At 60.5% G+C, this 21,484-nt stretch carries 23 protein-coding genes, 1 tRNA gene and 1 pseudogene; 9 read left to right on the top strand and 16 right to left on the bottom strand.

The features are described 5' to 3' along the window. The 5 genes and pseudogenes from HMPREF2822_RS13530 to nth all read right to left on the bottom strand — a co-directional run. Positions 1 to 430, bottom strand: a pseudogene (locus HMPREF2822_RS13530) (HNH endonuclease); the annotation flags it as partial. A gap of 60 nt (positions 431 to 490) precedes the next feature. Beyond that, positions 491 to 1,678, bottom strand: coding sequence for a MarP family serine protease (locus HMPREF2822_RS09475; RefSeq protein ID WP_070524079.1), 1,188 nt, complete (start codon positions 1,676 to 1,678; stop codon positions 491 to 493). Between the two features lie 37 nt (positions 1,679 to 1,715). Continuing rightward, positions 1,716 to 2,393 carry an NUDIX hydrolase gene (locus HMPREF2822_RS09470; protein ID WP_070524077.1) on the bottom strand — a complete coding sequence of 226 codons (678 nt, stop codon included), beginning with the start codon at positions 2,391 to 2,393 and terminating at the stop codon, positions 1,716 to 1,718. Further along, the gene (locus tag HMPREF2822_RS09465; protein ID WP_070524075.1) at positions 2,390 to 2,959 is read right to left on the bottom strand and encodes a TlpA family protein disulfide reductase; all 570 of its coding nucleotides are present in this window, start codon (positions 2,957 to 2,959) and stop codon (positions 2,390 to 2,392) included. The genes HMPREF2822_RS09470 and HMPREF2822_RS09465 overlap by 4 nt, the downstream gene beginning before the upstream one ends. Before the next feature lie 9 nt (positions 2,960 to 2,968). Continuing rightward, a complete protein-coding gene (gene nth, locus HMPREF2822_RS09460) occupies positions 2,969 to 3,628 on the bottom strand; it encodes an endonuclease III (RefSeq protein ID WP_232755668.1) in 660 nt (219 codons plus the stop codon). A gap of 300 nt (positions 3,629 to 3,928) precedes the next feature. Between nth and glxR the strand changes: the two genes are divergently transcribed. Next, positions 3,929 to 4,612, top strand: a complete 684-nt coding sequence (gene glxR, locus HMPREF2822_RS09455) for a CRP-like cAMP-activated global transcriptional regulator GlxR (RefSeq protein ID WP_010189962.1) — start codon at positions 3,929 to 3,931, stop codon at positions 4,610 to 4,612. Positions 4,613 to 4,711: 99 nt separating this feature from the next. Here the strand turns inward: glxR and HMPREF2822_RS09450 are convergent, their stop codons facing one another. The 4 genes from HMPREF2822_RS09450 to HMPREF2822_RS09440 are packed head-to-tail and all read right to left on the bottom strand — an operon-like array spanning position 4,712 to position 6,511. After that, positions 4,712 to 5,524, bottom strand: coding sequence for an MBL fold metallo-hydrolase (locus HMPREF2822_RS09450; protein ID WP_070524074.1), 813 nt, complete (start codon positions 5,522 to 5,524; stop codon positions 4,712 to 4,714). Positions 5,525 to 5,542: 18 nt separating this feature from the next. Next, positions 5,543 to 6,001: a RidA family protein gene (locus HMPREF2822_RS09445; RefSeq protein ID WP_070524072.1), complete on the bottom strand. Its 459-nt coding sequence runs from the start codon at positions 5,999 to 6,001 to the stop codon at positions 5,543 to 5,545. Then, a complete protein-coding gene (locus HMPREF2822_RS13210) occupies positions 6,001 to 6,162 on the bottom strand; it encodes a Sp36 family protein (protein WP_154737218.1) in 162 nt (53 codons plus the stop codon). The genes HMPREF2822_RS09445 and HMPREF2822_RS13210 overlap by 1 nt, the downstream gene beginning before the upstream one ends. A gap of 13 nt (positions 6,163 to 6,175) precedes the next feature. Further along, entirely contained in the window at positions 6,176 to 6,511 is a 336-nt protein-coding gene (locus HMPREF2822_RS09440) for a WhiB family transcriptional regulator (RefSeq protein WP_180952135.1), read from the bottom strand. A 178-nt stretch (positions 6,512 to 6,689) separates the two neighbouring features. Between HMPREF2822_RS09440 and HMPREF2822_RS09435 the strand changes: the two genes are divergently transcribed. Further along, positions 6,690 to 9,122 (top strand): transglycosylase domain-containing protein, encoded by a 2,433-nt coding sequence (locus tag HMPREF2822_RS09435; protein ID WP_232755666.1) that lies wholly within the window; start codon positions 6,690 to 6,692, stop codon positions 9,120 to 9,122. 4 nt (positions 9,123 to 9,126) lie between these two features. Here HMPREF2822_RS09435 and HMPREF2822_RS09430 read toward each other — a convergent pair whose 3' ends face one another. Then, on the bottom strand, positions 9,127 to 9,591 hold the full coding sequence (locus tag HMPREF2822_RS09430; RefSeq protein ID WP_070524066.1) for a GatB/YqeY domain-containing protein: 465 nt from the start codon (positions 9,589 to 9,591) through the stop codon (positions 9,127 to 9,129). A gap of 41 nt (positions 9,592 to 9,632) precedes the next feature. Here HMPREF2822_RS09430 and HMPREF2822_RS09425 point away from each other — a divergent pair, with 41 nt between their 5' ends. Beyond that, positions 9,633 to 10,538, top strand: coding sequence for a metallophosphoesterase (locus tag HMPREF2822_RS09425; protein WP_070524065.1), 906 nt, complete (start codon positions 9,633 to 9,635; stop codon positions 10,536 to 10,538). A gap of 81 nt (positions 10,539 to 10,619) precedes the next feature. Continuing rightward, positions 10,620 to 10,696: transfer RNA gene (locus HMPREF2822_RS09420), tRNA-Pro, on the top strand. A gap of 82 nt (positions 10,697 to 10,778) precedes the next feature. Here the strand turns inward: HMPREF2822_RS09420 and HMPREF2822_RS09415 are convergent. The 3 genes from HMPREF2822_RS09415 to HMPREF2822_RS09410 form a co-directional block, all read right to left on the bottom strand. After that, positions 10,779 to 11,687, bottom strand: coding sequence for a tyrosine-type recombinase/integrase (locus HMPREF2822_RS09415; RefSeq protein ID WP_158014586.1), 909 nt, complete (start codon positions 11,685 to 11,687; stop codon positions 10,779 to 10,781). Positions 11,688 to 11,803: 116 nt separating this feature from the next. After that, complete coding sequence (locus HMPREF2822_RS13870) at positions 11,804 to 12,001, bottom strand: helix-turn-helix domain-containing protein (protein WP_083304526.1); 198 nt, start codon at positions 11,999 to 12,001, stop codon at positions 11,804 to 11,806. After that, entirely contained in the window at positions 11,988 to 12,875 is an 888-nt protein-coding gene (locus tag HMPREF2822_RS09410; protein WP_158014584.1) for an FtsK/SpoIIIE domain-containing protein, read from the bottom strand. Before HMPREF2822_RS09410 ends, HMPREF2822_RS13870 begins: the two co-directional genes overlap by 14 nt. Positions 12,876 to 12,989: 114 nt before the next feature. Between HMPREF2822_RS09410 and HMPREF2822_RS09405 the strand changes: the two genes are divergently transcribed. The 4 genes from HMPREF2822_RS09405 to HMPREF2822_RS09390 all read left to right on the top strand — a co-directional run bounded on the left by HMPREF2822_RS09405 (position 12,990) and on the right by HMPREF2822_RS09390 (position 15,728). Further along, positions 12,990 to 13,277 (top strand): hypothetical protein, encoded by a 288-nt coding sequence (locus HMPREF2822_RS09405; protein WP_232755664.1) that lies wholly within the window; start codon positions 12,990 to 12,992, stop codon positions 13,275 to 13,277. 209 nt (positions 13,278 to 13,486) lie between these two features. Then, positions 13,487 to 13,798, top strand: coding sequence for an ArsR/SmtB family transcription factor (locus tag HMPREF2822_RS09400; protein WP_005323142.1), 312 nt, complete (start codon positions 13,487 to 13,489; stop codon positions 13,796 to 13,798). Beyond that, entirely contained in the window at positions 13,795 to 14,016 is a 222-nt protein-coding gene (locus HMPREF2822_RS09395) for a hypothetical protein (RefSeq protein WP_005323143.1), read from the top strand. Before HMPREF2822_RS09400 ends, HMPREF2822_RS09395 begins: the two co-directional genes overlap by 4 nt. 821 nt (positions 14,017 to 14,837) lie before the next feature. Further along, the gene (locus HMPREF2822_RS09390) at positions 14,838 to 15,728 is read left to right on the top strand and encodes a DUF3800 domain-containing protein (RefSeq protein WP_070524119.1); all 891 of its coding nucleotides are present in this window, start codon (positions 14,838 to 14,840) and stop codon (positions 15,726 to 15,728) included. A gap of 124 nt (positions 15,729 to 15,852) precedes the next feature. Here the strand turns inward: HMPREF2822_RS09390 and HMPREF2822_RS09385 are convergent, their stop codons facing one another. From HMPREF2822_RS09385 to HMPREF2822_RS09375, 3 genes are all read right to left on the bottom strand, one after another. After that, positions 15,853 to 17,355, bottom strand: a complete 1,503-nt coding sequence (locus HMPREF2822_RS09385) for a DUF5129 domain-containing protein (RefSeq protein WP_070524059.1) — start codon at positions 17,353 to 17,355, stop codon at positions 15,853 to 15,855. Between the two features lie 262 nt (positions 17,356 to 17,617). Next, the gene (locus tag HMPREF2822_RS09380) at positions 17,618 to 19,069 is read right to left on the bottom strand and encodes a hypothetical protein (RefSeq protein ID WP_070524057.1); all 1,452 of its coding nucleotides are present in this window, start codon (positions 19,067 to 19,069) and stop codon (positions 17,618 to 17,620) included. 117 nt (positions 19,070 to 19,186) lie between these two features. After that, entirely contained in the window at positions 19,187 to 20,743 is a 1,557-nt protein-coding gene (locus HMPREF2822_RS09375) for a catalase (RefSeq protein WP_070524055.1), read from the bottom strand. A 176-nt stretch (positions 20,744 to 20,919) separates the two neighbouring features. On the opposite strand from HMPREF2822_RS09375, the gene HMPREF2822_RS09370 reads away from it, so the two are divergent. Beyond that, a complete protein-coding gene (locus tag HMPREF2822_RS09370) occupies positions 20,920 to 21,468 on the top strand; it encodes an RNA polymerase sigma factor (protein ID WP_070524053.1) in 549 nt (182 codons plus the stop codon). Positions 21,469 to 21,484 lie beyond the last annotated feature (16 nt).

The following is a 21,484-nucleotide window of genomic DNA, read 5'->3' as shown; positions in this document are numbered from 1 at the left end:
CGTCGGTTATGGAGAGTGTGTTGGGGCCTTGTGCGCGGTAGGTAATGCGCACGCCTGGTTTGGCTATGCGTTTAGAGCGTAGTTCTTTCAGGTGTGTGGCGGCGACGGTGGGGATACGGTGTGCGGGTGTGGCGGCGAGTTTGACTCGCAGGTTCCAGGCATCGAGGGTCTTTTTCACCTTGGACGTGTAGGACTCGATGAGGGTAAGAGTGCCCAGGCTGTGGCGTTGTTGAAGTGCTGCTTGACGGGCTTTGCGTTGTTTGCCACTGAAGCGGGTGGGGCCGAAATAAACCTGGTTAAGGTTTGCAAGCTCAGTGGCATCGGAAGCAGAAGCACCGAGCGTGCGGAGCTCGTCGGGTGAGCCAGGAATGTTTTCCACCAGCGCAATCCCCGAGTTGCGTAGGCGGATGTAGGTTTCGATATCCCCCATGAGCACAGAGACTAAAACAGCACCGTGGGCCCCGCAACCGGAAGAAGAAACTACCTGGTCTTAGCCGACGCAGGAGCCGGTTGGGGTGGCGTCGACAAGCTGCGTGACGTCACCCACGTGGCCGCGCACCTCGTCCGCGGTAAGCGCATAGCCCGTATCGGAATCCTCCACGGAAGCACCAAACACAACGCCGAGCACCTGACCCTCCGGGTTGATCATCGGACCGCCGGAATTGCCCTGCCGGATGCTACCGCGCACCGTGTAGGCATCGCGCTCCACGCGGCCCGTGGAGTAGATATCCGGACCAGCGATGGTGAGACGGTCGCGCACGCGCGCCGGCTCCGCCGTGAACGGCCCCGACTGCGGGAAGCCCAAGACGATGGCATCGTCCCCGGTAGCAGCCGCTTGTTCCGCCCACGGCAAAGGATCCAATCCCAGGCCCGGGCTATGCAGCACAGCAATGTCTACGTCCGAGTTGTAATACACCACGTCCGCTTCCTTGAGGCCAAGGACCGTATCGAGGCGAACCTTATCCGTGCCCGCCACCACGTGGGCGTTCGTGATGACGTAGTCCGGCTCCGTCACAAAGCCCGAGCCCATGAGGCGACGCGAACATGCCTCGGCATCACCCAGCACATGAATGACGGAAGGCCGCACGCGTTCTGCGAGTTTGGGATCCCCAATGTTCACCGCCGGCGCATCCACCTCGACATCGGCGCCAGATCGCTGCCAGGGCGATACCAACGGCGGCAACCCGGACTCGTTGAGGAGCGCAGCCAAGCCATTCGGCAGCGCCGCCAGGCGCGAAGGCGCCACCGCATTCAGCGAGCTCAGCACACGCGATTCACGCAGCGCCTGCCCCGGCTGGCCGCCCAGGTTGGAGGCCAAGGGCAAGGACACCAGCCAAATCACCACGATGGCCGCCGCGGCTTGGAAGACCGCGCCAATCGACGAATCCACGCGCTGCCCCGAGCGGGTTCGCATGCGGTCTCGCAGCGCCATGCCAAGCGACGTCCCCACCAACTGCCCCAGCCCCACCAGCAAAATCAGCACGCCGACAGCCAGCAAAAAGCGCACGGCCGCCTGGTCCGTCAGCCCCATCACCAGCGGGGCAACCACGGTTCCTAAAACCAACCCCGCAATGATTCCCACCGCTGCGAGGACCGCCGCTAAGGCGCCCTGCCGCCAGCCCACGCGCACGGCAAGGAGCACGGCAATAACGATCAGGATGTCAACAGCTAGGGACACAGGGGGAATACTTTCTTAAAGGCTAAAAGGAGCAGAACTAGCCTATCTTCTCATTATTCAAAGAGCGATTGAGTGAGTCACGCAGATCATGAACCATATTCTTATCCCATTCCACGCTCCAGCCCGCATGGTCCATCAGCCCGGAGAGCACTCCCGCGGTAAAACCCCACACCACGTATCCCCGCGCCCGGAAGGCCGGCCCCTTCCAGCGGCTAAACCCCACCATCATGCGGTTGGCCGGATCCGCCAGCTCCCGCAGCGGGACGGTGAAGACATCGTCGGTCTCCGCCGGGCTCGCCGGCCACACGGTGCCCGGTTCATGCCAATACGCCAGGACCGGGCTCACGGTGTTGCCGGTAGCCCGGATGTCCAGCTTGCCCCACTGCTCAAGAGGGGTGACCGTGGAGCGGTCGAGGCCGGTTTCTTCCTCGGCTTCGCGCAGGGCGACGTCGACAAGCGAGGCGTCCCCCTCCTCCCTACGCCCGCCGGGAAAGGCAATCTGGCCGGAGTGCGAGCGCATCGACGGCGAGCGGTGCGTGAGCAGCACCTCACCATCCTCAAAACTGGTGCCCTTCAGCAGCACCAACACTGCCGATTCACGCCGGCGCTTGGCGGCCGGGACATGCCGAATGAGGCGTTCTTGGACCTTGTCTGTATCAACCCCGAGCGCCGGGCGCAGCCACTCCGGGGCATGGGCAGGAAAGAGGCGGCTCACTTGAGAACCTCCTCGACGGCCTCCTCCAAATCTTCTGCGGAGTCGAACGGCTTCACAAACTTCTCCTCCACCGTGCCATCGCGCACCACCAGGGTGATGGGGATAACGCCCGGCAACCCGAGCTCACCTGCGAAGGCGCCGTCATCGTCTTGGTAGCTGGGGATATCTACCTGCAGATCGCTGAGAAGAGCGGCCCCGTTGGCAGCGTTCGCGTCCGCATGCACGCCGACGACATTCCACGTCGGGTGCGCTCGCGCAAGGTCTTCGAAGAAGGGCAGCTCCGCGCGACACGGTTCGCACCACCACGCCCACACAGTAACGATCTGGACGTTCTTGGCCGCCGCAGTACCGGCCGCACCCAAGCACGGAAGATCCACACCCGCAAGCGGTCCCTCGGGGCATTTGGGGCGCTTGGCCACCTCTTGCTCCTGCGCCTCGGGGAGGGCAACCTCCGGCTCATCATTCTCAAGCAGGTTCACCACGCCGACGAACGCGAGCGCCGCCAGCGCGACAATGGCAGCGATGCTCGCCTTCACGTATCCGGGCCACCGAGAATATTGGCTCATTGCTCCACCTTAACCCCGCGACGGGCACCATGGGGCGAGGACGCAGGCCGCGCACTGTGGCTTTCGCGCGGTGCACACGCGCCGTCCATGGAGGATGAGGCGGTGCGAAAACACCGTTTGCTCCTCTTCGGGCACGCGCTTGGCGACGTCCCTCTCAATCGCCCTCGGAGTCTTCGCCTCGGTCAACCCAAGACGCTGGCTCAGGCGCGTGACGTGGGTATCCACCGTGATCCCCGGCAGGCCGAAGGCATTGCCGCGCACCACCAGCGCGGTCTTGCGACCGACGCCGGGCAGGGAGGTGAGCTCGTCGATGCCGCGGGGCACCTGCCCATCGAAGTCCGCGACGAGCTTTTCTCCGATGCCTAACAGGTGGCCGGCCTTCGTGCGCTGGAATCCGAGCGGGCGGAGGATGCGCTCGAGGTCAGCGCGGTTCGCGGCCGCATAGTCCGGCGCGGAGGTATAGGTAGCAAAGAGCTCCGGGGTGACCTGGTTGACGCGGGCATCCGTGCACTGCGCCGAGAGCACCGTAGCAATAAGTAGCTCGAGCGGCGTGGTGAAATCTAGCTCGCAATCGGCGTCGGGGTATTCATCCGCCAAGGCGGTACGAATATGAACGATGCGAGCGGCCTCGTCAGCCTCATCGTGGTGCACGGGAAGGTCAGGGGACATAAAAGAGATCTTAGTGACGGCGGCTAGAATGAGAAGCATGATTTCGCTCGTCATCTTTGTGCCGCTGTGCCTCGCGCTGTTTGCCATCCTCATGGAGAAACTTGAGGCGACGGCCTTCGAAAACTAAATAGGCCATTCAAGGCGTGTGATTATTTTTCACGTTGGTGGAAATAGTGACTAATTACACTGTATGATATTGTGCAGTGCCTCGTGGCGCACTGGAGACTAGGTGCGTCAAAACAAACCAAACCAGCTTGTGTCCCAGTGTTTTCCGGGCTGCGCAAGCTTTAAGGAGTAACAGTGGAAGGCGTACAGGACATTCTCTCCCGCGCTGGTATTTTCCAGGGCGTCGATCCGGTAGCAGTACAGAACCTTATTGAGCAGATGGAAACCGTCCGTTTCCCGCGCGGCACCACCATTTTCGAGGAAGGTGAGCCGGGAGACCGCCTCTACATCATCACCTCGGGCAAGATTAAGCTCGCCCGCCACGCCCCGGATGGCCGCGAGAACCTCCTGACCGTGATGGGCCCGTCCGATATGTTCGGCGAGCTCTCCATCTTCGATCCGGGCCCGCGCACCTCTTCCGCTGTCTGCGTCACTGAGGTCACCGCAGCCACGATGAACTCTGAGATGCTCAAGCAGTGGGTAGCCGATCATCCGGCAATTGCTCAGCAGCTTCTGCGCGTGCTGGCGCGCCGTCTGCGCCGCACCAACGCCAACCTGGCGGACCTCATCTTCACCGACGTGCCAGGCCGCGTGGCCAAGACCCTGCTGCAGCTGGCTAACCGCTTCGGTGTGCAGGAGGGCGGCGCGCTGCGCGTGAACCACGACCTCACCCAGGAAGAGATCGCCCAGCTCGTCGGCGCTTCCCGTGAGACCGTGAACAAGGCTCTGGCTACCTTCGCTCACCGCGGCTGGATCCGCTTGGAGGGCAAGTCGGTGCTCATCGTCGATACCGAGCACTTGGCCCGCCGCGCACGCTAGGCCTTAAAGGCCGAGCCCGCCTGTGCGGTCCTCGGCCTGAGGCTTGTCCTAACGCAAAATCCCCCGAGAATTTCTCGGGGGATTTTCCTATGTAGTGCTTTAGTTCTGAGCCGCGAGGTACTTCAGCGCGGTGCGCGTCGACTGCTCAGCTGCGTGACGCAGGACCGGATCGACATCGTCATACATCTCATCAACGAGAGTCTTGACGTCGACGTCCTCACCCAAGCGCCCACGGACTTCCTTGATCTGGTCCAGGCGGTGGTGACGGCGGTCAATGTACTTGCGGGCAACCGCGGAGGTGTCCTCCAAGTCCGGGCCGTGGCCCGGGAAGAGCGCCACATCCTTGCCGCGTTCTTCCAGAAGATCCAGGGTCTTCAGGTAATCAGCCAAGTCGCCATCCGTCTCAGACAACAGCACGGTGTGGCGACCTGCGATGGTGTCACCGGTCAGGATGCCCTCCAGGGTGGAGTTCTTCGCTTCCGCGGACCACACAAAGAAACAGGTGGAATCTGCGGTGTGCCCCGGGGTGTGAACGACCTCAAGCTGCGGGGTGATGCCGTCGACGGTGATCACTTCTCCGTCGACAAGCGCGTCGCCTCCATTGCAGTAATTCGGATCGAAAGAGCGGATGGGAGCGCCGGTGAGCTGACGCAGGCGCTGGGCGCCTGATGCGTGATCATCGTGGCGGTGGGTAAGAAGGATCAGCGCAACCTCGCCCGCCTTCGCGGTCACGACGTTGAGATGACCTTCATCCTCCGGGCCCGGATCAACCACAATGGCGCGGGAATCTTCCCCAGCGCGGATGATCCACGTATTGGTGCCCTCCAAAGCGGTGTAACTGGGATTATCGCACAGCACGACACCGACGGACTGGCTCACGGGACGCAGTTGGCTATATGCAGGATGCTCCATGGTTCTAACCCTATCCGATTACTCAGCGATTTCTACGATGACTTCGATCTCAACGGGGGAATCTTTCGGTAGGACCGCTACCCCCACCGCGGAACGCGCGTGGATTCCGGCGTCTCCGAAGACCTCACCCAAGAAGTCGGAAGCACCATTGATGACCGCAGCTTGCTCAGTAAAGGAGGGGTCCGAAGCCACGAATCCAACCACCTTCACCACGCGGGTTACGTGGTCAAGGCCTACGAGACCATCGATTGCAGCCAAAGCGTTCAGCACGGCCACGCGTGCCAATTCTTGCGCCTTTTCTAGGCTAACCTCTGCGCCGACCTTGCCGGAAGCCGGCAATTCACCGCCCACAACGGGCAGCTGGCCAGAGGTCCACACCTGGTTTCCCGCGCGGGTAGCTGGGATATAGGACGCGAGGGGGACAGCGACAGAAGGCAGCTCGACGCCGAGCTCTTCAAGGCGGGCAAGCGCACCCATTAGGACTCCTCCACAGGACGCTTGAAATAGGCGACAACATTCTCCGGGTTCATACCCGGGGTGATGGTGACGAGCTCCCAGCCGTCCTCACCCCAGGAATCGAGGATTTGTTTCGTCGCGTGCGTAAGAACCGGCGCAGTGGCATATTCCCATTTAGTCATGGGCTCAATGCTACTAAATACCGATGAGTTCGCCACCCTCAGCGAGGTAATGGGCCCAGCTCGTGATGTGCGGGTTCTTGCGCAGAAGGGCGCGGCGCTGACGCTCCGTGAGGCCGCCCCACACGCCGAACTCCACGCGATTATCAAGCGCATCCGCGCGGCACTCATTGAGCACCGGGCAATGGCGGCAGATTACTGCAGCTTTACGCTGCTCAGCTCCTCGTACAAAGAGTGCATCAGGATCACCGTTGCGGCACTTAGCTTGGGTAACCCACTCACCACGCTCTGTGGTTAACGAGGCATTCTTTACCATTGCGGACCGTCCTGCACCTTTGACACTGACTGCCATGGCTAGGTAACTCCTTCCAAGCTCACCCCCGTCGAGCTCAAAGATCATGAATAACCCTCTACCCGACGGAATATTATGTACCCTTGGTAAGTCTATTCACAGACCAGTATACCTGTCTAACAGGTCACACTTTAGGGGGGTCTCCCGGATATCCTCCTAAACCACTAGTGTGTGGAGGGTGACTGTGATCAAATCCCTGGGAAAGCTCGTCCTGTCCACAGCACTGGTCGGCATCCTCATCGCGCTGGCCATCGCCCCCGTCGCTGGCGTCAGCGGTGTCGCCGTGGCCAGGACCAATGAGACGATGCAATCAGACGTCCAGGATCTCACCAACGGTGATACCCCCGGCGTGAGCACCATCTTGGATGCCAAGGGCAACCCCCTTGCGTATATCTATGAGCAGCGCCGCCATCCAGTGAAACCGGATGAGATCTCGGACGCCATGAAGAAGGCAGTGGTGGCTATCGAGGACCGCCGTTTCTATGAGCACGAGGGCGTCGACTTGCAGGGCAATGTCCGTGCGTTGTGGACCAACCTGGTTGCGGGCGGTGTCTCCCAGGGCGCATCCACGCTTGACCAGCAGTACGTAAAGAATTACCTCCTTTTGGTCAACGCGACTACCGACGAAGAACGTCAGGCCGCGACCGAACAATCCGTGGCCCGTAAGCTGCGCGAAATGCGCATGGCTACGGACATCGATGCCCGGCTCTCCAAGGATGAGATCCTCACCAACTATCTCAACCTCGTCCCCTTTGGAAACCACTCCTTCGGCGTTGAGGCCGCTAGCCGCACCTACTTCGGAACCGATGCCGCGCACCTCACCGTGCCGCAGGCTGCGATGCTCGCCGGCATGGTGCAATCCTCGGAATACCTCAACCCCTATACCAACGAGGAAGGCGTAACTGAGCGCCGCAACGTGGTGCTCCAAGCCATGGTTGACAACGGCTCCCTTTCCCAGGAGGACGCCGACGCCTTTTCCCAGCAGCCGCTCGGCGTGTTGGACAGCCCTGCAACCTTGGCTAACGGCTGCATCGGCGCGGGCGATCGCGGCTTCTTCTGCGACTATGTGCTGGAATACCTCAACGAAAAAGGCATCGACCGCGAGCACCTTGCGCGTGGCGGTCTGACCGTTAAGACCACGCTTGACCCCGACGTCCAAGACCAAGCGCTCAACGCAGTGCGAAGCAACACCGCCCCGGATGCGGCGGGCGTGGCGGAGGTCATGAACGTTATCAAGCCGGGCACCGATTCCCGCAAGGTCCTAGCCATGGTGTCGTCGCGCACCTATGGGCTCGACCTGAACAACAATGAAACCCTTCTGCCCCAGCCCAATTCTTTGGTGGGCAACGGCGCAGGCTCCGTGTTCAAACTCTTTACCGCCGCGGCCGCCCTGGAGGCGGGCTACGGCATCAAGGACAAGCTGGCCGTGCCCAATCGCTACGAAGCGGAAGGCCTGGGATACGGCGGCGCAGCTAACTGCCCGCCCAACAAGTACTGCGTGGAAAACTCCGGCAACTACGCCTCCACGATGACCATGCAGGACACACTGGCCTACTCCCCCAACACCCCCTTCATCCAGCTCACCGAGCAACTTGGCGTCGAGCGCCTGGTCGACATCGCCGTCAAGCTCGGCCTGCGTTCTTATGAAGAACCCGGCAGCTACGACGGCGAGTCCTCCATCGCCGACCACATTAAGGAATCCAATCTCGGCTCCTTCACGCTCGGCCCGACAGCAGTGAATGCACTGGAGCTGTCTAACGTGGGCGCGACGGTGGCGTCGCAAGGCATGTGGTGCGAGCCCAACCCCATCGAGGAAGTCACGGACTCCCACGGCAACGAGGTCTACCTCAAACACACGCCGTGCGAACGCGCAGTGGACAAGGAAGTGGCGAAGGCGCTGGAAAACAACATGACCGCCGATACCGAAAAGGGCACCGCCTCCGACTCTGCACGCGCTGCCGGCTTCAGTGGCCAGGCCGCCGCCAAGACCGGTACCACCGAGTCCAACCAGTCCTCGGCTTTCCTTGGATTCAACTCGGCAGTCGCTGCCGCACCGTACATCTACAACGACGGGACCACCACGAGCCCGCTGTGCACCGGCCCGGTACGCCAGTGCTCCAGCGGCAACCTCTTCGGTGGCAAGGAGCCGGCGGCGACGTTCTACACAATGGCCGCGCGCGTACCCGAGGCGCAGAAGGGCACGGTGCCCGATTATGACCGGGCCTACGACTCCGGCAAGGTTTCGCCGCTTATCGACGGCGTGAAGGGCAAGTCCGAAAGCCAAGCCCGTTCCGCGCTGGAGAAAGCCGGATACAAAGTCAGGACCGCCGAGGTCCCCGCGCCCGGCGTGGGCTATGGCAAGGTAGTTCGCGTCATCACCGGTCCATCCGGCGCGAAGAAGGGCGCGGAGGTCACGCTCCAGCTTTCCGACGGCTCCGCGAGCGATTCTTCTGATTCTGCGAGCACGAACCCCATAGTCTGGGACTCCAACTCGGGCTCTCCGTCCGCACCGAGCGGCGGCGAGCCGGGAGGCGGCCAGTCCGAGCCACTATTCACTCAAGAAGATGTTGACCGCTTCACGAATGACGTGCGGAGCTTCTTCGGGCTTTAGCGCTTTAGTTGAGGGCAGCCTTCACTGCAGTGGACAGGCGCTTGCCGTCCGCGCGTCCGGCAGCCTTGGCGGTGGCCACCTTCATGACGTTACCCATCTGCTTGATGGTCGCCGGCTCACCGGAGTCCTTCTCAACCTCGGCGATGGATTCTTTAACGAGGGCGTTCAGGGAGTCGTCGTCAAGCTGCTCCGGCTGGTAGGCCTCGAAGAAGGGGACGTCGGCAAGCTCCGCCTCCGCCAACTCCGGGCGGCCATTCTCCGCGTAAACCTCTGCGGACTCGCGGCGCTTTTTAATCTCACGAGCGATGACCTTGAGGATGTCCTCATCGGTGATCTCGTGGCGAGAACCGGAAGTTTCCTCCGCCTGGATGGCAGACAGCAGAGAACGGATGGCGCTCGTACGGGCCTTATCCTTGGCCTTCATCGAGGTCTTAAGGTCAGCGCGGATAGTTTCTTTCAACTCACTCATGCCCTTCAATCTACGCCAGCCGGCCAGGTAGTGTGGTGAGGGTGAAGATTTTCCCTGTCCTTGGCGGACTCGCCGCCGCCGGCCTGGGCACCGCCGCATGGGCGCACTCAGAGCTCACCAAGTTCGAGCTCAAGGAGTACACCCTGCCGCTGCTGGAGCCCGGCACGCTGCGCGAGGAGTCCGAGTTCCGCATCCTGCACGTGTCCGACCTCCACATGATTCCGGGCCAGCGCGCCAAAATCGAGTGGGTCTCAGGCCTCGACGCCCTCGACCCGCACCTGGTGATCAACACCGGTGACAATCTTTCCGACGAGCGCGGCGTCCCCGAGGTCCTCCGCGCGCTTGGCCCGCTGCTGAGCCGCCCGGGGATGTTCTGCTTTGGCACCAATGATTACTGGGCGCCGCGCATCCCGAATCCCTTCAACTACCTGATTGGGAAGAAGAACGAGCCCTCTTATGTGAACCTGCCGTGGAAGGGCATGCGCGCGGCCTTCCTTGAGCACGGCTGGCACGATGCCAACCAGGCTCGCGTGGAATTCAAGGTGGGCGATGTTCGCCTGGCTGCCGCCGGTGTGGACGACCCACACCATGATCTGGATGACTACTCGGAAATCGCCGGCGCCCCGAACGAGGATGCCGACCTTTCCTTGGCGCTCCTGCATTCCCCGGAACCCCGCGTCTTGGAGAAGTTCGCCGCCGACGGCTACCAGCTGTCCTTGTCTGGACACACGCACGGCGGCCAGTTGTGCCTGCCGTTTAAGGTGTTGGGCTCGCGCTCCATCGTGACCAACTGCGGCATCGACCGCGTCCGCGCCCAGGGCCTGCACCGGTTCGGAGAGATGTACATGCATGTCTCCAACGGGTTGGGTACCTCGAAGTTCGTTCCCTTCCGAGTCTTCTGCCGCCCGTCGGCCACGCTCCTGCGTATCACTGAGAAGACCGCCTAGGGATACCCCCTCCACGCTGCCGTTTTGTCCTTTCAGACCGGGGTGCGTTACAGTAATCCGGTACCGCTTAGAGCGAGACACCGGGATATGGCGCAGCTTGGTAGCGCGCTTCGTTCGGGACGAAGAGGTCGCAGGTTCAAATCCTGTTATCCCGACCACCTCAACGGGTCGATGACCTGCACTTACTTCAAATGCAGTGATTCGGCCCGTTTCTTTTGTGCTTTGTTTGTCACCGCTTTGTCACCCGTTCATTCGTTCATACGCCGCAAGGTCAATCCCCATACCCAGATACGTCGTATAGATTGCTGTTGTTTCCAAGTCCGCATGGCCAAGCCACGATTGGACCACATTCACCGGGACTCCCCGCCGTAACCAGTTGCATGCGGCGCTATGCCGGAGATCGTGAATCGTGCGCCCTCCAGAAATTTCTTCCCACTTTGTCGAGCGAGTAAATCGCCCACGCCAAATCTGGCTTTTACCGTTCCGCGAGAGCAGATAGTCATCACCAGTCTTGCCTCGTGAGAGCTCTTCCACGACAGGGACAAGTACCTTCGCTAGCGGGACCACTCGCATGCGGCCCGATTTAGGAGCCTTTTCAGGTTTCCCTTCAGGCTGTGACCTTTTCACCTGGATATGCGGTGGATTAGACGTAAGCTGCACATCCGCAACACGGAGCGCACGAGCTTCTCCCCAGCGCACCCCGCTATAAGCCAATACTCGTACGACAGCAGCATCAAAGTCCCTCAGACCTTTAGCCATTGCTTCAATCTGGCCTTCAGTCAGTGGGCTAATGGCGTGCATAGTCTTCTTCCGGCGTGGGATTTCTACAGCCTTCATGGGGTCACTCACCACATAGCCGCGTCGTGCCGACCACTTAAAGAAGGCGCACAGGCAGTCGCAATAACGTCGCACCGTCGCCGCCGACTTCTCTGCACGCCACGAATCCACCAGCAGTTGTAAATCTTGGGGCTTAATTCCCCGAATCTGCCGTTTGAGGAGTCCCGATGGAAGAATGCCGATGACCACAGAGTCCGTCGCATACGTAGAAGCCGCCACGTCGTCCTTTCGAACTTCGAGCCACACATCCGCCGCCGTCTGCACCGAGACCCTGCCAAGCCTCGCGGAGAACGTGGAATCGGCGTACTTCAACCGCTCCCGATCTTCCCAGGCTTTGGCCTCAGCCTCAGTCGCGAACGTCCGCGACACCTGCTGACCTCGAATTTTGACGAGCCCCGGCCAACGACTTCCTCGTTGCCGAGCCATAACTATCGGCTCTCCAGCAGCCGACGCACGTCAGCCCGTGCATATCGCACGACGCGTCCCTGCGCAATAACCGGCTCAAGCGGCGGATTCGTCAAAGCCTTCCAGGCCGAGAGCGTCGACCTCGACACCGACAATATTTCCGCGACCTCACTGGGGGTCAGCACCGGACCGTAGCTAGATAGCGCCTTAGACGTTTTCATCCTCTTTCAGCGACTGCACTTCCCAGGCCCAGATGCCGATCTCGTCGTCATCGACGTACGGTGCCCGAAACCGAACCGGCGCCGGTTCACCATCCGCCCGCACGTACCCAACACCAGCGGTCGCGTAACCGTTCGTCTCCGTCGCCGGAGAAATCTCATGAGCCGCAGCCCCTAGGGCAGCCGCCCCACTTCCGAGCACCAGATCGACCTCCTGCGCCGACTCCACCCGCAGACAAATACGATTCATGAAATGCGCTCTGTACGGCCCTAAATTCTCCTTTTGCGGCTGCTGCGCGGCTGCTACGACATAGATCCCGGCCGACCGCCCCTGCGACAAAATTTGCTGCATCGAGGCTCTCACTGAGCTTTGCCATTTGCGGTCCCCCATCGTCCCCAAGGCGTTAAGCTCATCTACTACCAGGATGATTAGTGGACGTCCTTCCCGTTGCTCAAACTGCCTCTCTCCGGTTTCCTGCCGTCGCTTCATCTCAGCGACCAGGTCGAGCAGCAAGGACTCAATATCCGCCAAGTCAAAAGCCACCCGCTCAAATGCTCCGTCCACCACACCCGCGAGCTCCGCACGCTTCGGGTCGATTCCCCAGAATTGAGCACCTCCAGAAAGATACCCATAGGCATCGAATACACTTATCAGATAGCGCCACAGTAAGGATCCTTTTCCAGACCCCGAAGCCCCCACAACCAGCGTGTGTCCGAGATTCACGTAACAAACCTCGCCCCGGTCGTCCCTGCCGATGGGAAGCTTCTTACCAACGGGTTCCTCAAAAAACTCAGCATTCTCATACGCAGCGGGAATCGGGTCCTCAAGAAAGGCAGTCACCGTCGCTCGACCACGTCCACGTGGGGTAACAGTCACATCCTCCACACGTAACGCATCACGAATCGCTCCGCTACACGCCACGATATCCTCGACGGTTCTTCCCGGATTAGGGCGCTTACCCGGTCTGTAAACGAGGCCACGGTTGCAGACATGTCTGCCACCACACCAGGACTCACCATCAATCTGCCCAATAGTGTCCACGACGACCTGATCATTCGCTGCACGACTTTTGACCCGGACGGGTGCGTTCCCGAAGCAAAGGACGAGTTTCCCGGCGTGGACTACTGCCCTAGCCTGTACCACCTTTTGCGGGACGAACCATCTCCAGGCATCGACATCACCCACGACATTATCCGCGCACTACTTCCCTACCGCGGGATCCACATGGAGGTAGAGCCGAGGATTCTCGATGGCGATGTAGACATCGAGCGGCTGTAGCTGCTGGCTACGCTGTAAGCCATGAAGGAACCCAGCTGTGGTGTGTGCTGCGGCTGGGTTTCTTCTTGGGGAGGGTGAAGAGGGGACGTGATGGGACACCGGCCACGTCTTAAGTCGGGCAGCGTCTCCGCCAGACCCGGCAGAACTTGCGCACCGCTGACTGTAAGCATATACTTACACCTGACATCGTTCGATTACGATACGGAGGGATGATGGACGCAGCACGGCTCGCTCAGATGCTCAGTGCTCTTGGAAGTGAGCCTCGGTTGCGAATTATCGCCTCCCTAGAGACGGATTCGACCCATGTCAGTGAGCTGGCCCGCCGACTCGGGATGTCTCGGCCACTGCTCTACCAGCACCTCAACCGCTTGGAAGCTGCTGGACTCATCGAGAGTGGCCTGGAACAGCTCGGAGAGAGCCGAGTGAGGAAGCACTACTGGGTCGCTCCGTTTCAGCTTGAAGTAACTCCAGACCACATTAGGCACCTGATTAATCAAGAACAGAAAAGGGAATCTTCGTGACACTTACCGCTACCGTATTTCTTGTCATCCTCGCCGCCGCATTACCACTCGCGATCTTCGTTGCTCTTACCGTCTGGGTGGTACGCACCGTCACCAGCGCACGACGCGAAACGGCGACGGCGATCGATGGTTCCAACCAACTCATCGTGGAGCATCTACGCAACATCACCGAGCGGTTGGATCGGATTGAGGCCCAACTCAGCGAGATCCCCGAGTAATCAGGCTCTTCCTTAAACAAGGGGCGCGGTGGTTTTGGCTCCGCGCTATGGGCTGTCACAGCGTATGCGCTAAGCACGTCGCGTAGACCTCCAGCAACATAAACTTGCTTGTGACTTTGGCGGCGGGGTGTGTCTCCGGTCGTGGCGTTATCCTGTCCCTCTCGCGGATAGGGGCTAGGACTGGGGACGAACCACGTGGTGTGCCCCCACCTCCGACACCGCCCCGGCCCACCTGCCGACGGAACCGGGAACGGAAACCGACGGAAACCATAGCTGTGGTTCGGGTCGTTGCAGGTGGGTGGGTAGTTTCGCAAAAGACTCAACCCGCAGGAAACTGCGGGTTCTTTTTCGTTTTCACCTCTAAAAGAGGGGTTAAGGAGAAGCGTAAACAACGTGACGCGCTGCACCCCATCGACCGGGACATACCGCGTCCGAGATTTCTTCCCTGACCAACATCGTGACCGAAGCCAATGAGATTGGTAAGTTCGGCTAGCTCTGCAAACATGACCAGGTTTATTCTTCGTACTGAGAGCGCACCGCACCAGGACCAAGACGAACAGTGCAGCAGTTGGAGCACCGGGTCACAGTTAGGTCAGCCTAGACCTCCTCAGGGCAAATGCCGAGGGCACATCCCCCTCTTCCGCGATTGAAGGTACCGCATCAGTAGAAAGCCACCAATTGCCGACGCGTAAATACACATATATACTCACAGAAGTACGCCAGGCGTTGAGCCGCGAGGCAAGAATACCCCGGGCAACAACTCCGAGAGCCGATGCTTAGCATCGGCTCTCGTGCCATTTTCCGGAGTCACGGAGTTCAATTTGCTGCTCGCATACCTCGACGAAATTGGTTCCCCTGGGGCCTTTGTCCATCCTTCACACAAGAAGTTCTCTGATAGCCCCGCTTTTGGTTATGGCGGCTTTGTAATTCCCGAAGATAATGCTCGGCAATTTGGCGCCTTCTTCGCGGAACGAAAGAAACAATTCTTCCAAAATGATATTCCAGACAACGTCGATCCTGGTCGATGGGAAAGAAAAGGCGCAGATTTACTGTTCGCCAAGGCGTACGATGAACGTCCCCAAAATTTAAGACTGCTTGGAAGTCTGATTTCCAAACTTAGGCAATTGAATGGAAACCTTTTCTACTATGCTGAAGAAAAGCCAATAGGCACTCCCAAAGAGACTAACTGTGGTCCAAATGAATTTCGCCAGCGAGAAGAAACCTCAATGAGGGAATCCTTAAATAGGCTGGCGAATCATGCACATTCGTTAGACCAATCGATGCTCGTGCTAATGGATCAAATCAATGAGAAATCCCGAATCCAGCGCTTACCTGTGATGTACGCCCATATTCTGGGTCGAGCTACCGAGCATAAGGAAATGCGGCGATTGATTGAACCGCCTATGCACATCGACAGTAAACTCTCTTCTAATATCCAGTTTGCTGATTGGGTATGCGCTTTAGTAAAACGAGCTGTCGAATATCAACTAGTAGAAGATTCTCGCTATTCATGGATCCCCTTTGCGAGTCAGTTATCGGCTGCGCGAGGAGCTTTCACCTATGAATCGAAACTCCACCTATGTGGGCGATCCATCTCAGATCTCCACCATTCAGAGATTATCTATGCCGAGAGGCCAGTTATCGACTTCCTAAATGTGAGTCAGGAAAACCGGGAAAAACTAGAACGGGTCAGGAAAGCCACACTCAGGTAAATGCATGGTTGCCACAAATCTCCTGCAGGAAGCCAATTCCTTGTGAGAGGTTTTGCCAACGGAACCAAGCAGTAGGCAGCTTCGAGTTCTTTTGCGTTTCACGGTTAAGGGCTTTTAACCAGCCCTAGAAGCTCGAAGATCCACCCGAACCGGAAAAGCCCGAGCTAAACCCGCTGTTGACGCCGCCGCTGCTGGAGGAGCTATCGCGGGCGGTGGTGGCATCGCTGTCCCAGGTGCTCACAACGTAGAAGGGCACGTAGCCGTGGTAGCCGGAACCGGCGAAGAAGTTGGAGTCATAGATACGCGTGCGCTCTGGGCGCTCGTCGGCCTCGTTGCGCTTCTGCAGCTGCGCCTGCAGGTGCTCAGAGAGTAGCGCGGTGCGGTCCAAGAGCTCCAAGTAGCGTTCCATGAACTGCGGGTGATTGGGCTCGTTGGAGAGTGCAACGGCGGCACCTTCTAGCTCCTTGGCGTGACGCTCAAGCGCCGAGTCGATATCCGCCGCCAAGTAGCCTGCCTGCGCTAGGTCCTTGCCCAACTCGTAGAGCTCGAAGCGGCGGGCATCGGCATCAGCGTCTTCGATACGGCGCAGCTTTTCGATGTTGACTTCGGCGGTTTCCACGCGCTCACACAGCTCGCGCGCGTGGGCGATGGGCTCGGCATGCGAACGGAACTGTTCATCCGGCGCATCGGCTGGAATCGACATAAGGGATCCCACCTGGGCATCGATGGCGAGGAAGTCATCGCGAAGGCCCTCCCAGTCCTCACGCAAACGCTCATCCACCAGACCCGATTGCAGCGAGTGCGCCCGGATATCGATCTCCCTCAGACGCTGCGCCACATCGGTATAGGTCTGCGAGACATAGTCCCAGTTCTCGCGCGCCTGCTGCGCCTTCTTCTGCCGGCTGCGACGAGTACCGCCGACGATGCCTGCGCCCGCGCCACCGACGCCCAGGCCCGCCGCCCCGAGGCCAATGGCCGCTCCAATGCGCCCATCTTTCGCGCTCTCGTACTGGGCATCCGCAGCACGGTCCACATCGATCGCTGCCGCCGCGCCAGCAAAAAGCCCAGCAGGAATGTTGTCATCCCGCACGCCCGGCTTAATGGCTTCGATGGACTGCTCCAAATGGCTGTCACCTTTGCGCAGCTTCATCGGCCCGGACACGTCCTCACCCGCAAAGACGAAGGCCTGGCGCGGGTCGAGTCCCACGCCGACGAAGACCTGGCCATCAGCAAACTTATCCTTGCCGATGAGCTCCGGGTGATTATCGCGCAGGTACTCCTCCACGGAGTCGTTAACGTTTTCTTTGTTCTTGGCAAAGACCATGTAGTGCAGCCCCTGGACCACGTCGGGGGCGGCGATCCGGGAGACATCGCTAAGCATGCGCTCTTCTTCCTCCGGAGTGAGCACATCGTCCGGGTCCATGATGTCAGCCTGCACCTCACGCTGTGCGGGCTGGATGACATAGTCGGAACGCTCGGGCTCATCGAAGGCCGCCAAGCTCGCACCCGCGCCGATTCCCCCAAGCAACAGACCGCCCACCATGGCCGCACCGACGATGGCGTCGACCGATGTTATTTTGGGGCCGCGGCTGGCGGCAAAAGGTTTGATATCGCGAGAGTCAGTCACGGTGATTCTCCAATCCCTGGGCAGTCGGTACCGCCAACTTTACCCCCACAATTGGAAACGACGCGGTGCCCCTACAGCAGCCGCGTCGCCCCTATTCCCTATCACTCACAACGGATTGGAGAAACCGTTTGCCTACCCCCTAAGTAGGCTTTGTGAGCGACTTTCACTCTAGCACTCTTTCCATTCACAGCGGTAGCAAAATCTGGAAAACCGAGTAACATATCGTGGCACTTCTGCGATGTGTCGGACGCAGGGCCGTGAGCTAGGCTTTTTCCTTTTCGGCCCGCCCTGCAGGTGCCCCCACGAGCACGAAGGCCGCAATGGTGATTACCCCCAAAATGGCCAGAGCAGTCCACAACTGTGGGGACTGCCCACCATTACCTGCCACGGTGATGGCGGAGGTGGCCCACTGCATGGGGAAGAGATGCACGAGCGCACTCATCGCGGCGTTGAGATCGGTGCCGGTCGACGCCGCCTTCCACGCCCAGCCCACGATGCCAACCTGCGCCACGGCGAGCACGCTGCCCAGGACCCAGCCGCCAGCGCCAAGGCCGCGCGCAAGCGCGAACACAATGCTTGCCGACGCCACCCCGGCCCCCGCCGCCGCGAGCCCCGCCCAGGCCACCGCGGCTGCGGTCACGCCAGTAGCCAGGAGGGCCACGAGCAAGCCCACGACGACACCAATCAGCACCGCCCCGCCGAGAAGCGTGAGGATGCGGCGCTCCACGCGCGTCAACAGCGCGCCGATAACACCGCCGCCAAGAGCAGCGATGGCTGCTAGCAACATAGCGACAATGGGGCTCAGCAGCTGGGCGGGCTCGCTGCCGCCCTCGGCGGGCCCGGCGACGGTCGGCATCGCACGCTGCGCGCCCTGCACCTTGGTCCGGTTCTGCTTGGCCATGCCATCGACTTTCTCCGCACCGGCAACAAGCTTGTCCACACCCTTCAAGGCCTCATCGACCTTCGCGTTGAGCTCACCGATACCGGCATTGAGTTGCTTCGCGCCCTCGGTGGCTTGGTAGACGCCATCGTGATAGGCATAACCACTGACGGCCAGCTGATTAGAAAGGTCGCGCGAGCCATCCTTAAGTTGCGTCAATTGATCCTGAACGGATTGGTCGAATTGGAAGTTCTCCACCTGGCCGCGCAGATCACCAAGCTGCGAGCGGATGTTCTTCGCCTCCGCCGAGTTGTTTCCTTCTAGGTCCTTTAAGGTGCCATCGATTGCCTGCAAGAGCTGTCCGCGAACCACCCCTAGACCGATGACTTGGTCGACGGCTCCGCCGACGCCGTCGGCCAGCTCGGTAGCACCGTTGCCCAGCTGGGCGGTGCCGGACTGCAGCTGCACGAGCCCGTCATAAAGCTCTTGCGAGCCGCCGGCCAGCTTGTCTACTCCACCGCCGAGCTCACCGGCGCCATCCTGCAGCTCCCCTGTGCCGTCGGCAAGCTGCTGCGCGCCATTAGCCAAAAAGCCGGCTTGGGCATTGGCTTCCGAGAGGGCACGGGAGACGTCGTAAAGCTCAGCCGGATCGATGGTGCCATCGCTGGGAGCCCCGGCCTGTTCCTGCGACCAGGTTTCGGCTGGTTGCCACTTGGACACGGCGGCGACGACCGCACCGACAATGAGCGGCACGATGAGCACGAGGGTGAGAATAAGAGCGCGGGTGCCAACCTTCCGGTTGGCGTCAGCAGGACTGGCTAGGCGTGAGGTCATGTAAAAGAAACTATCGTTCACGCTGGGAAAAAGCGGTCAGGCGCGCGGAAAAGCCCCGCCAGTACCGTGTTCTTCGGTCACTAGCGGGGCCTGTGTTAGCGCACTCGCGCTAAAGGATTACTTCTTCTCCGCGAAGAGCTCGCGTACGCGCTTGCCCAGCTGCGGGGAGACAGCATCCCAGTAGGCGTAGACGCGTTCCTCGGTCTCCGGGGACACGCCAGCCATAGCGTTGGTGATGTTGTCTGCGAGGCGCTCCTTGGCGCCGTCGTCGTAGACGTTCTCGTACAGGTCGGTGGCCTGAACGGTGTCATTGTCCTCGGCGTGGCGGACGTAGGGCGCACGAACCAAGTCGATGCCGGCCGGATCCGGGTTCACGTAAAGGTCCGGAGCGGTGGTGGTCTCCTGCTCCTTGAAGCGCAGGTTCTCATCGCCGTCCATGTAGCCGCCGCCCTTGGCGTGGCGGTTCGGCGAGTAGACCGGATCCTCCGGGGCGTTGAACAAGTACTGCATCGAGCCCTCGTGCTCGTAGGTGTTGACCTGGTTGAGCGGCTGGTTCACCGGCAGCTGCTTGTAGTTCGGTCCGATGCGGTAGCGCTGCTGGTCGGCGTATGCGAAGACGCGTGCCTGCAGCATCTTGTCCGGGGACAGGCCAATGCCCGGGACGATGTTGGACGGATCCAGGGCAACCTGCTCAATCTGCGCGAAGAAGTTACGCGGGTTGCGGTTGAGCACGAAGTATCCGACATCCACCAGCGGGTAGTCCTTCTTGGACCAGGTCTTGGTGAGGTCGAACGGGTTGAAGCGGTATTCCTCGGCCTCTGCCACCGGCATGATCTGGACCTTGACGTCCCAGACCGGGAAGTTGCCTTCCTCGATGGCGTTGTAGAGGTCCTCGCGGTGGTAGTCAGCGTTCTTGCCGGCCATCTCAGTCGCCTCGGCGTCGGTGAAGTTCTCCACGCCCTGGCGGGTCTTGAAGTGGTACTTCACCCAGAAGGCGTCACCGGACTCGTTGACCCACTGGAAGGTGTGGGAGCCGTAGCCGTTCTGGTGGCGGGTGGTCTTCGGGGTACCGCGGTCACCCATGAGGTAGGTGACCTGGTGGGTGGTCTCCGGGTTACGGGTCCAGAAATCCCACTGCATGTCAGCATCGCGCAAACCATTGGCTCCCAGACGCTTCTGGGAGTGGATAAAGTCCGGGAACTTAATACCGTCACGCAGGAAGAACACCGGGGTGTTGTTGCCCACGATGTCGTAGTTGCCTTCCTCAGTGTAGAAACGCAGCGCGAAGCCGTGGACGTCACGCCAGGTATCCGGGGAACCCTGCTCGCCGGCGACGGTGGAGAAGCGGCCCATCATCGGAGTCACGGTGCCCTTCTGGAAGAGCTTGGCCTTGGTATAAGCGGATACGTCCTCGGTAACGTGCAGCTCGCCGAAGGCACCGTGGCCCTTAGCGTGCGGGGTGCGCTCCGGCACGCGCTCGCGGTTGAAGTGTGCGAGCTTCTCAATAAGGTGGATGTCATTGAGCACGACCGGGCCGTTTTCACCAGCGGTGATGCTGGTGTTTTCCGTTGCAATGGGCTGACCGGAAGGGCGGGTGGTGTTCTCGCCGCCCGGGGCGCGCTGGCCCTTATCCAGAACCTTGTCTGCAACGAACTCGTTTGAAGCGTTAGTCATGGGGTTAATGCCTCCTACAGTTGTTGATAATTTGTGATTCGTTATCAATCTCGGACCTTTCATAGCCTACCCATTAAAAATGACCTACGCAACAGAATTTTTCCCAAACGTAGACGCCCACAGAGGAGCCCCAGCGGTTCCCGAGGCCCACGCCCCCGACTGGTAAATTATGGGAGGTGAAACGACACTCCGAGCGCGACGATGCGCGCGTCACCGATCTCGCCCTCAAGGCGGGCCGCGGCGACCGCGCAGCCCTCACGGAGTTCATCAAGTCCACCCAAGATGATGTCTGGCGCCTGCTCGCCCACCTCGGTGGCCCAGATATCGCGGACGACCTCACCCAAGAGACCTACCTGCGTGTCATCGGCGCACTCCCCCGATTCGCCGCCCGTTCTTCAGCACGCACGTGGCTGCTCTCCCTCGCCCGCCGCGTGTGGGTGGACAATATTCGCCACGACATGGCCCGCCCGCGCAAGTCCGCCACCGAGTATGAGGACGCCGCCGCCCTTGCCGCGACCCCGGAGAGCTCGGGCACGTGGAGCGAGTGGATCGACGCCCGCGCGCTTATCGACGCCCTCCCAGAAGACCGCCGCGAAGCCCTCATCCTGACCCAAGTCTTGGGCTACACCTACGAGGAGGCTGCGAAGATCGCCGGGGTTCGCGTGGGCACAATTCGCTCCCGCGTCGCCCGCGCCCGCAAGGACCTCATCGACCAGCGCGGATAATCGTTATCGAGCCGTT

The sequence above is a fragment of the Corynebacterium sp. HMSC062E11 genome (genome assembly GCF_001811845.1).
Lineage (GTDB): Bacteria > Actinomycetota > Actinomycetes > Mycobacteriales > Mycobacteriaceae > Corynebacterium > Corynebacterium hesseae.
The sequence above is the reverse complement of the archived record's forward strand: the minus strand, read 5'-3'. Positions and strand labels throughout refer to the sequence as shown.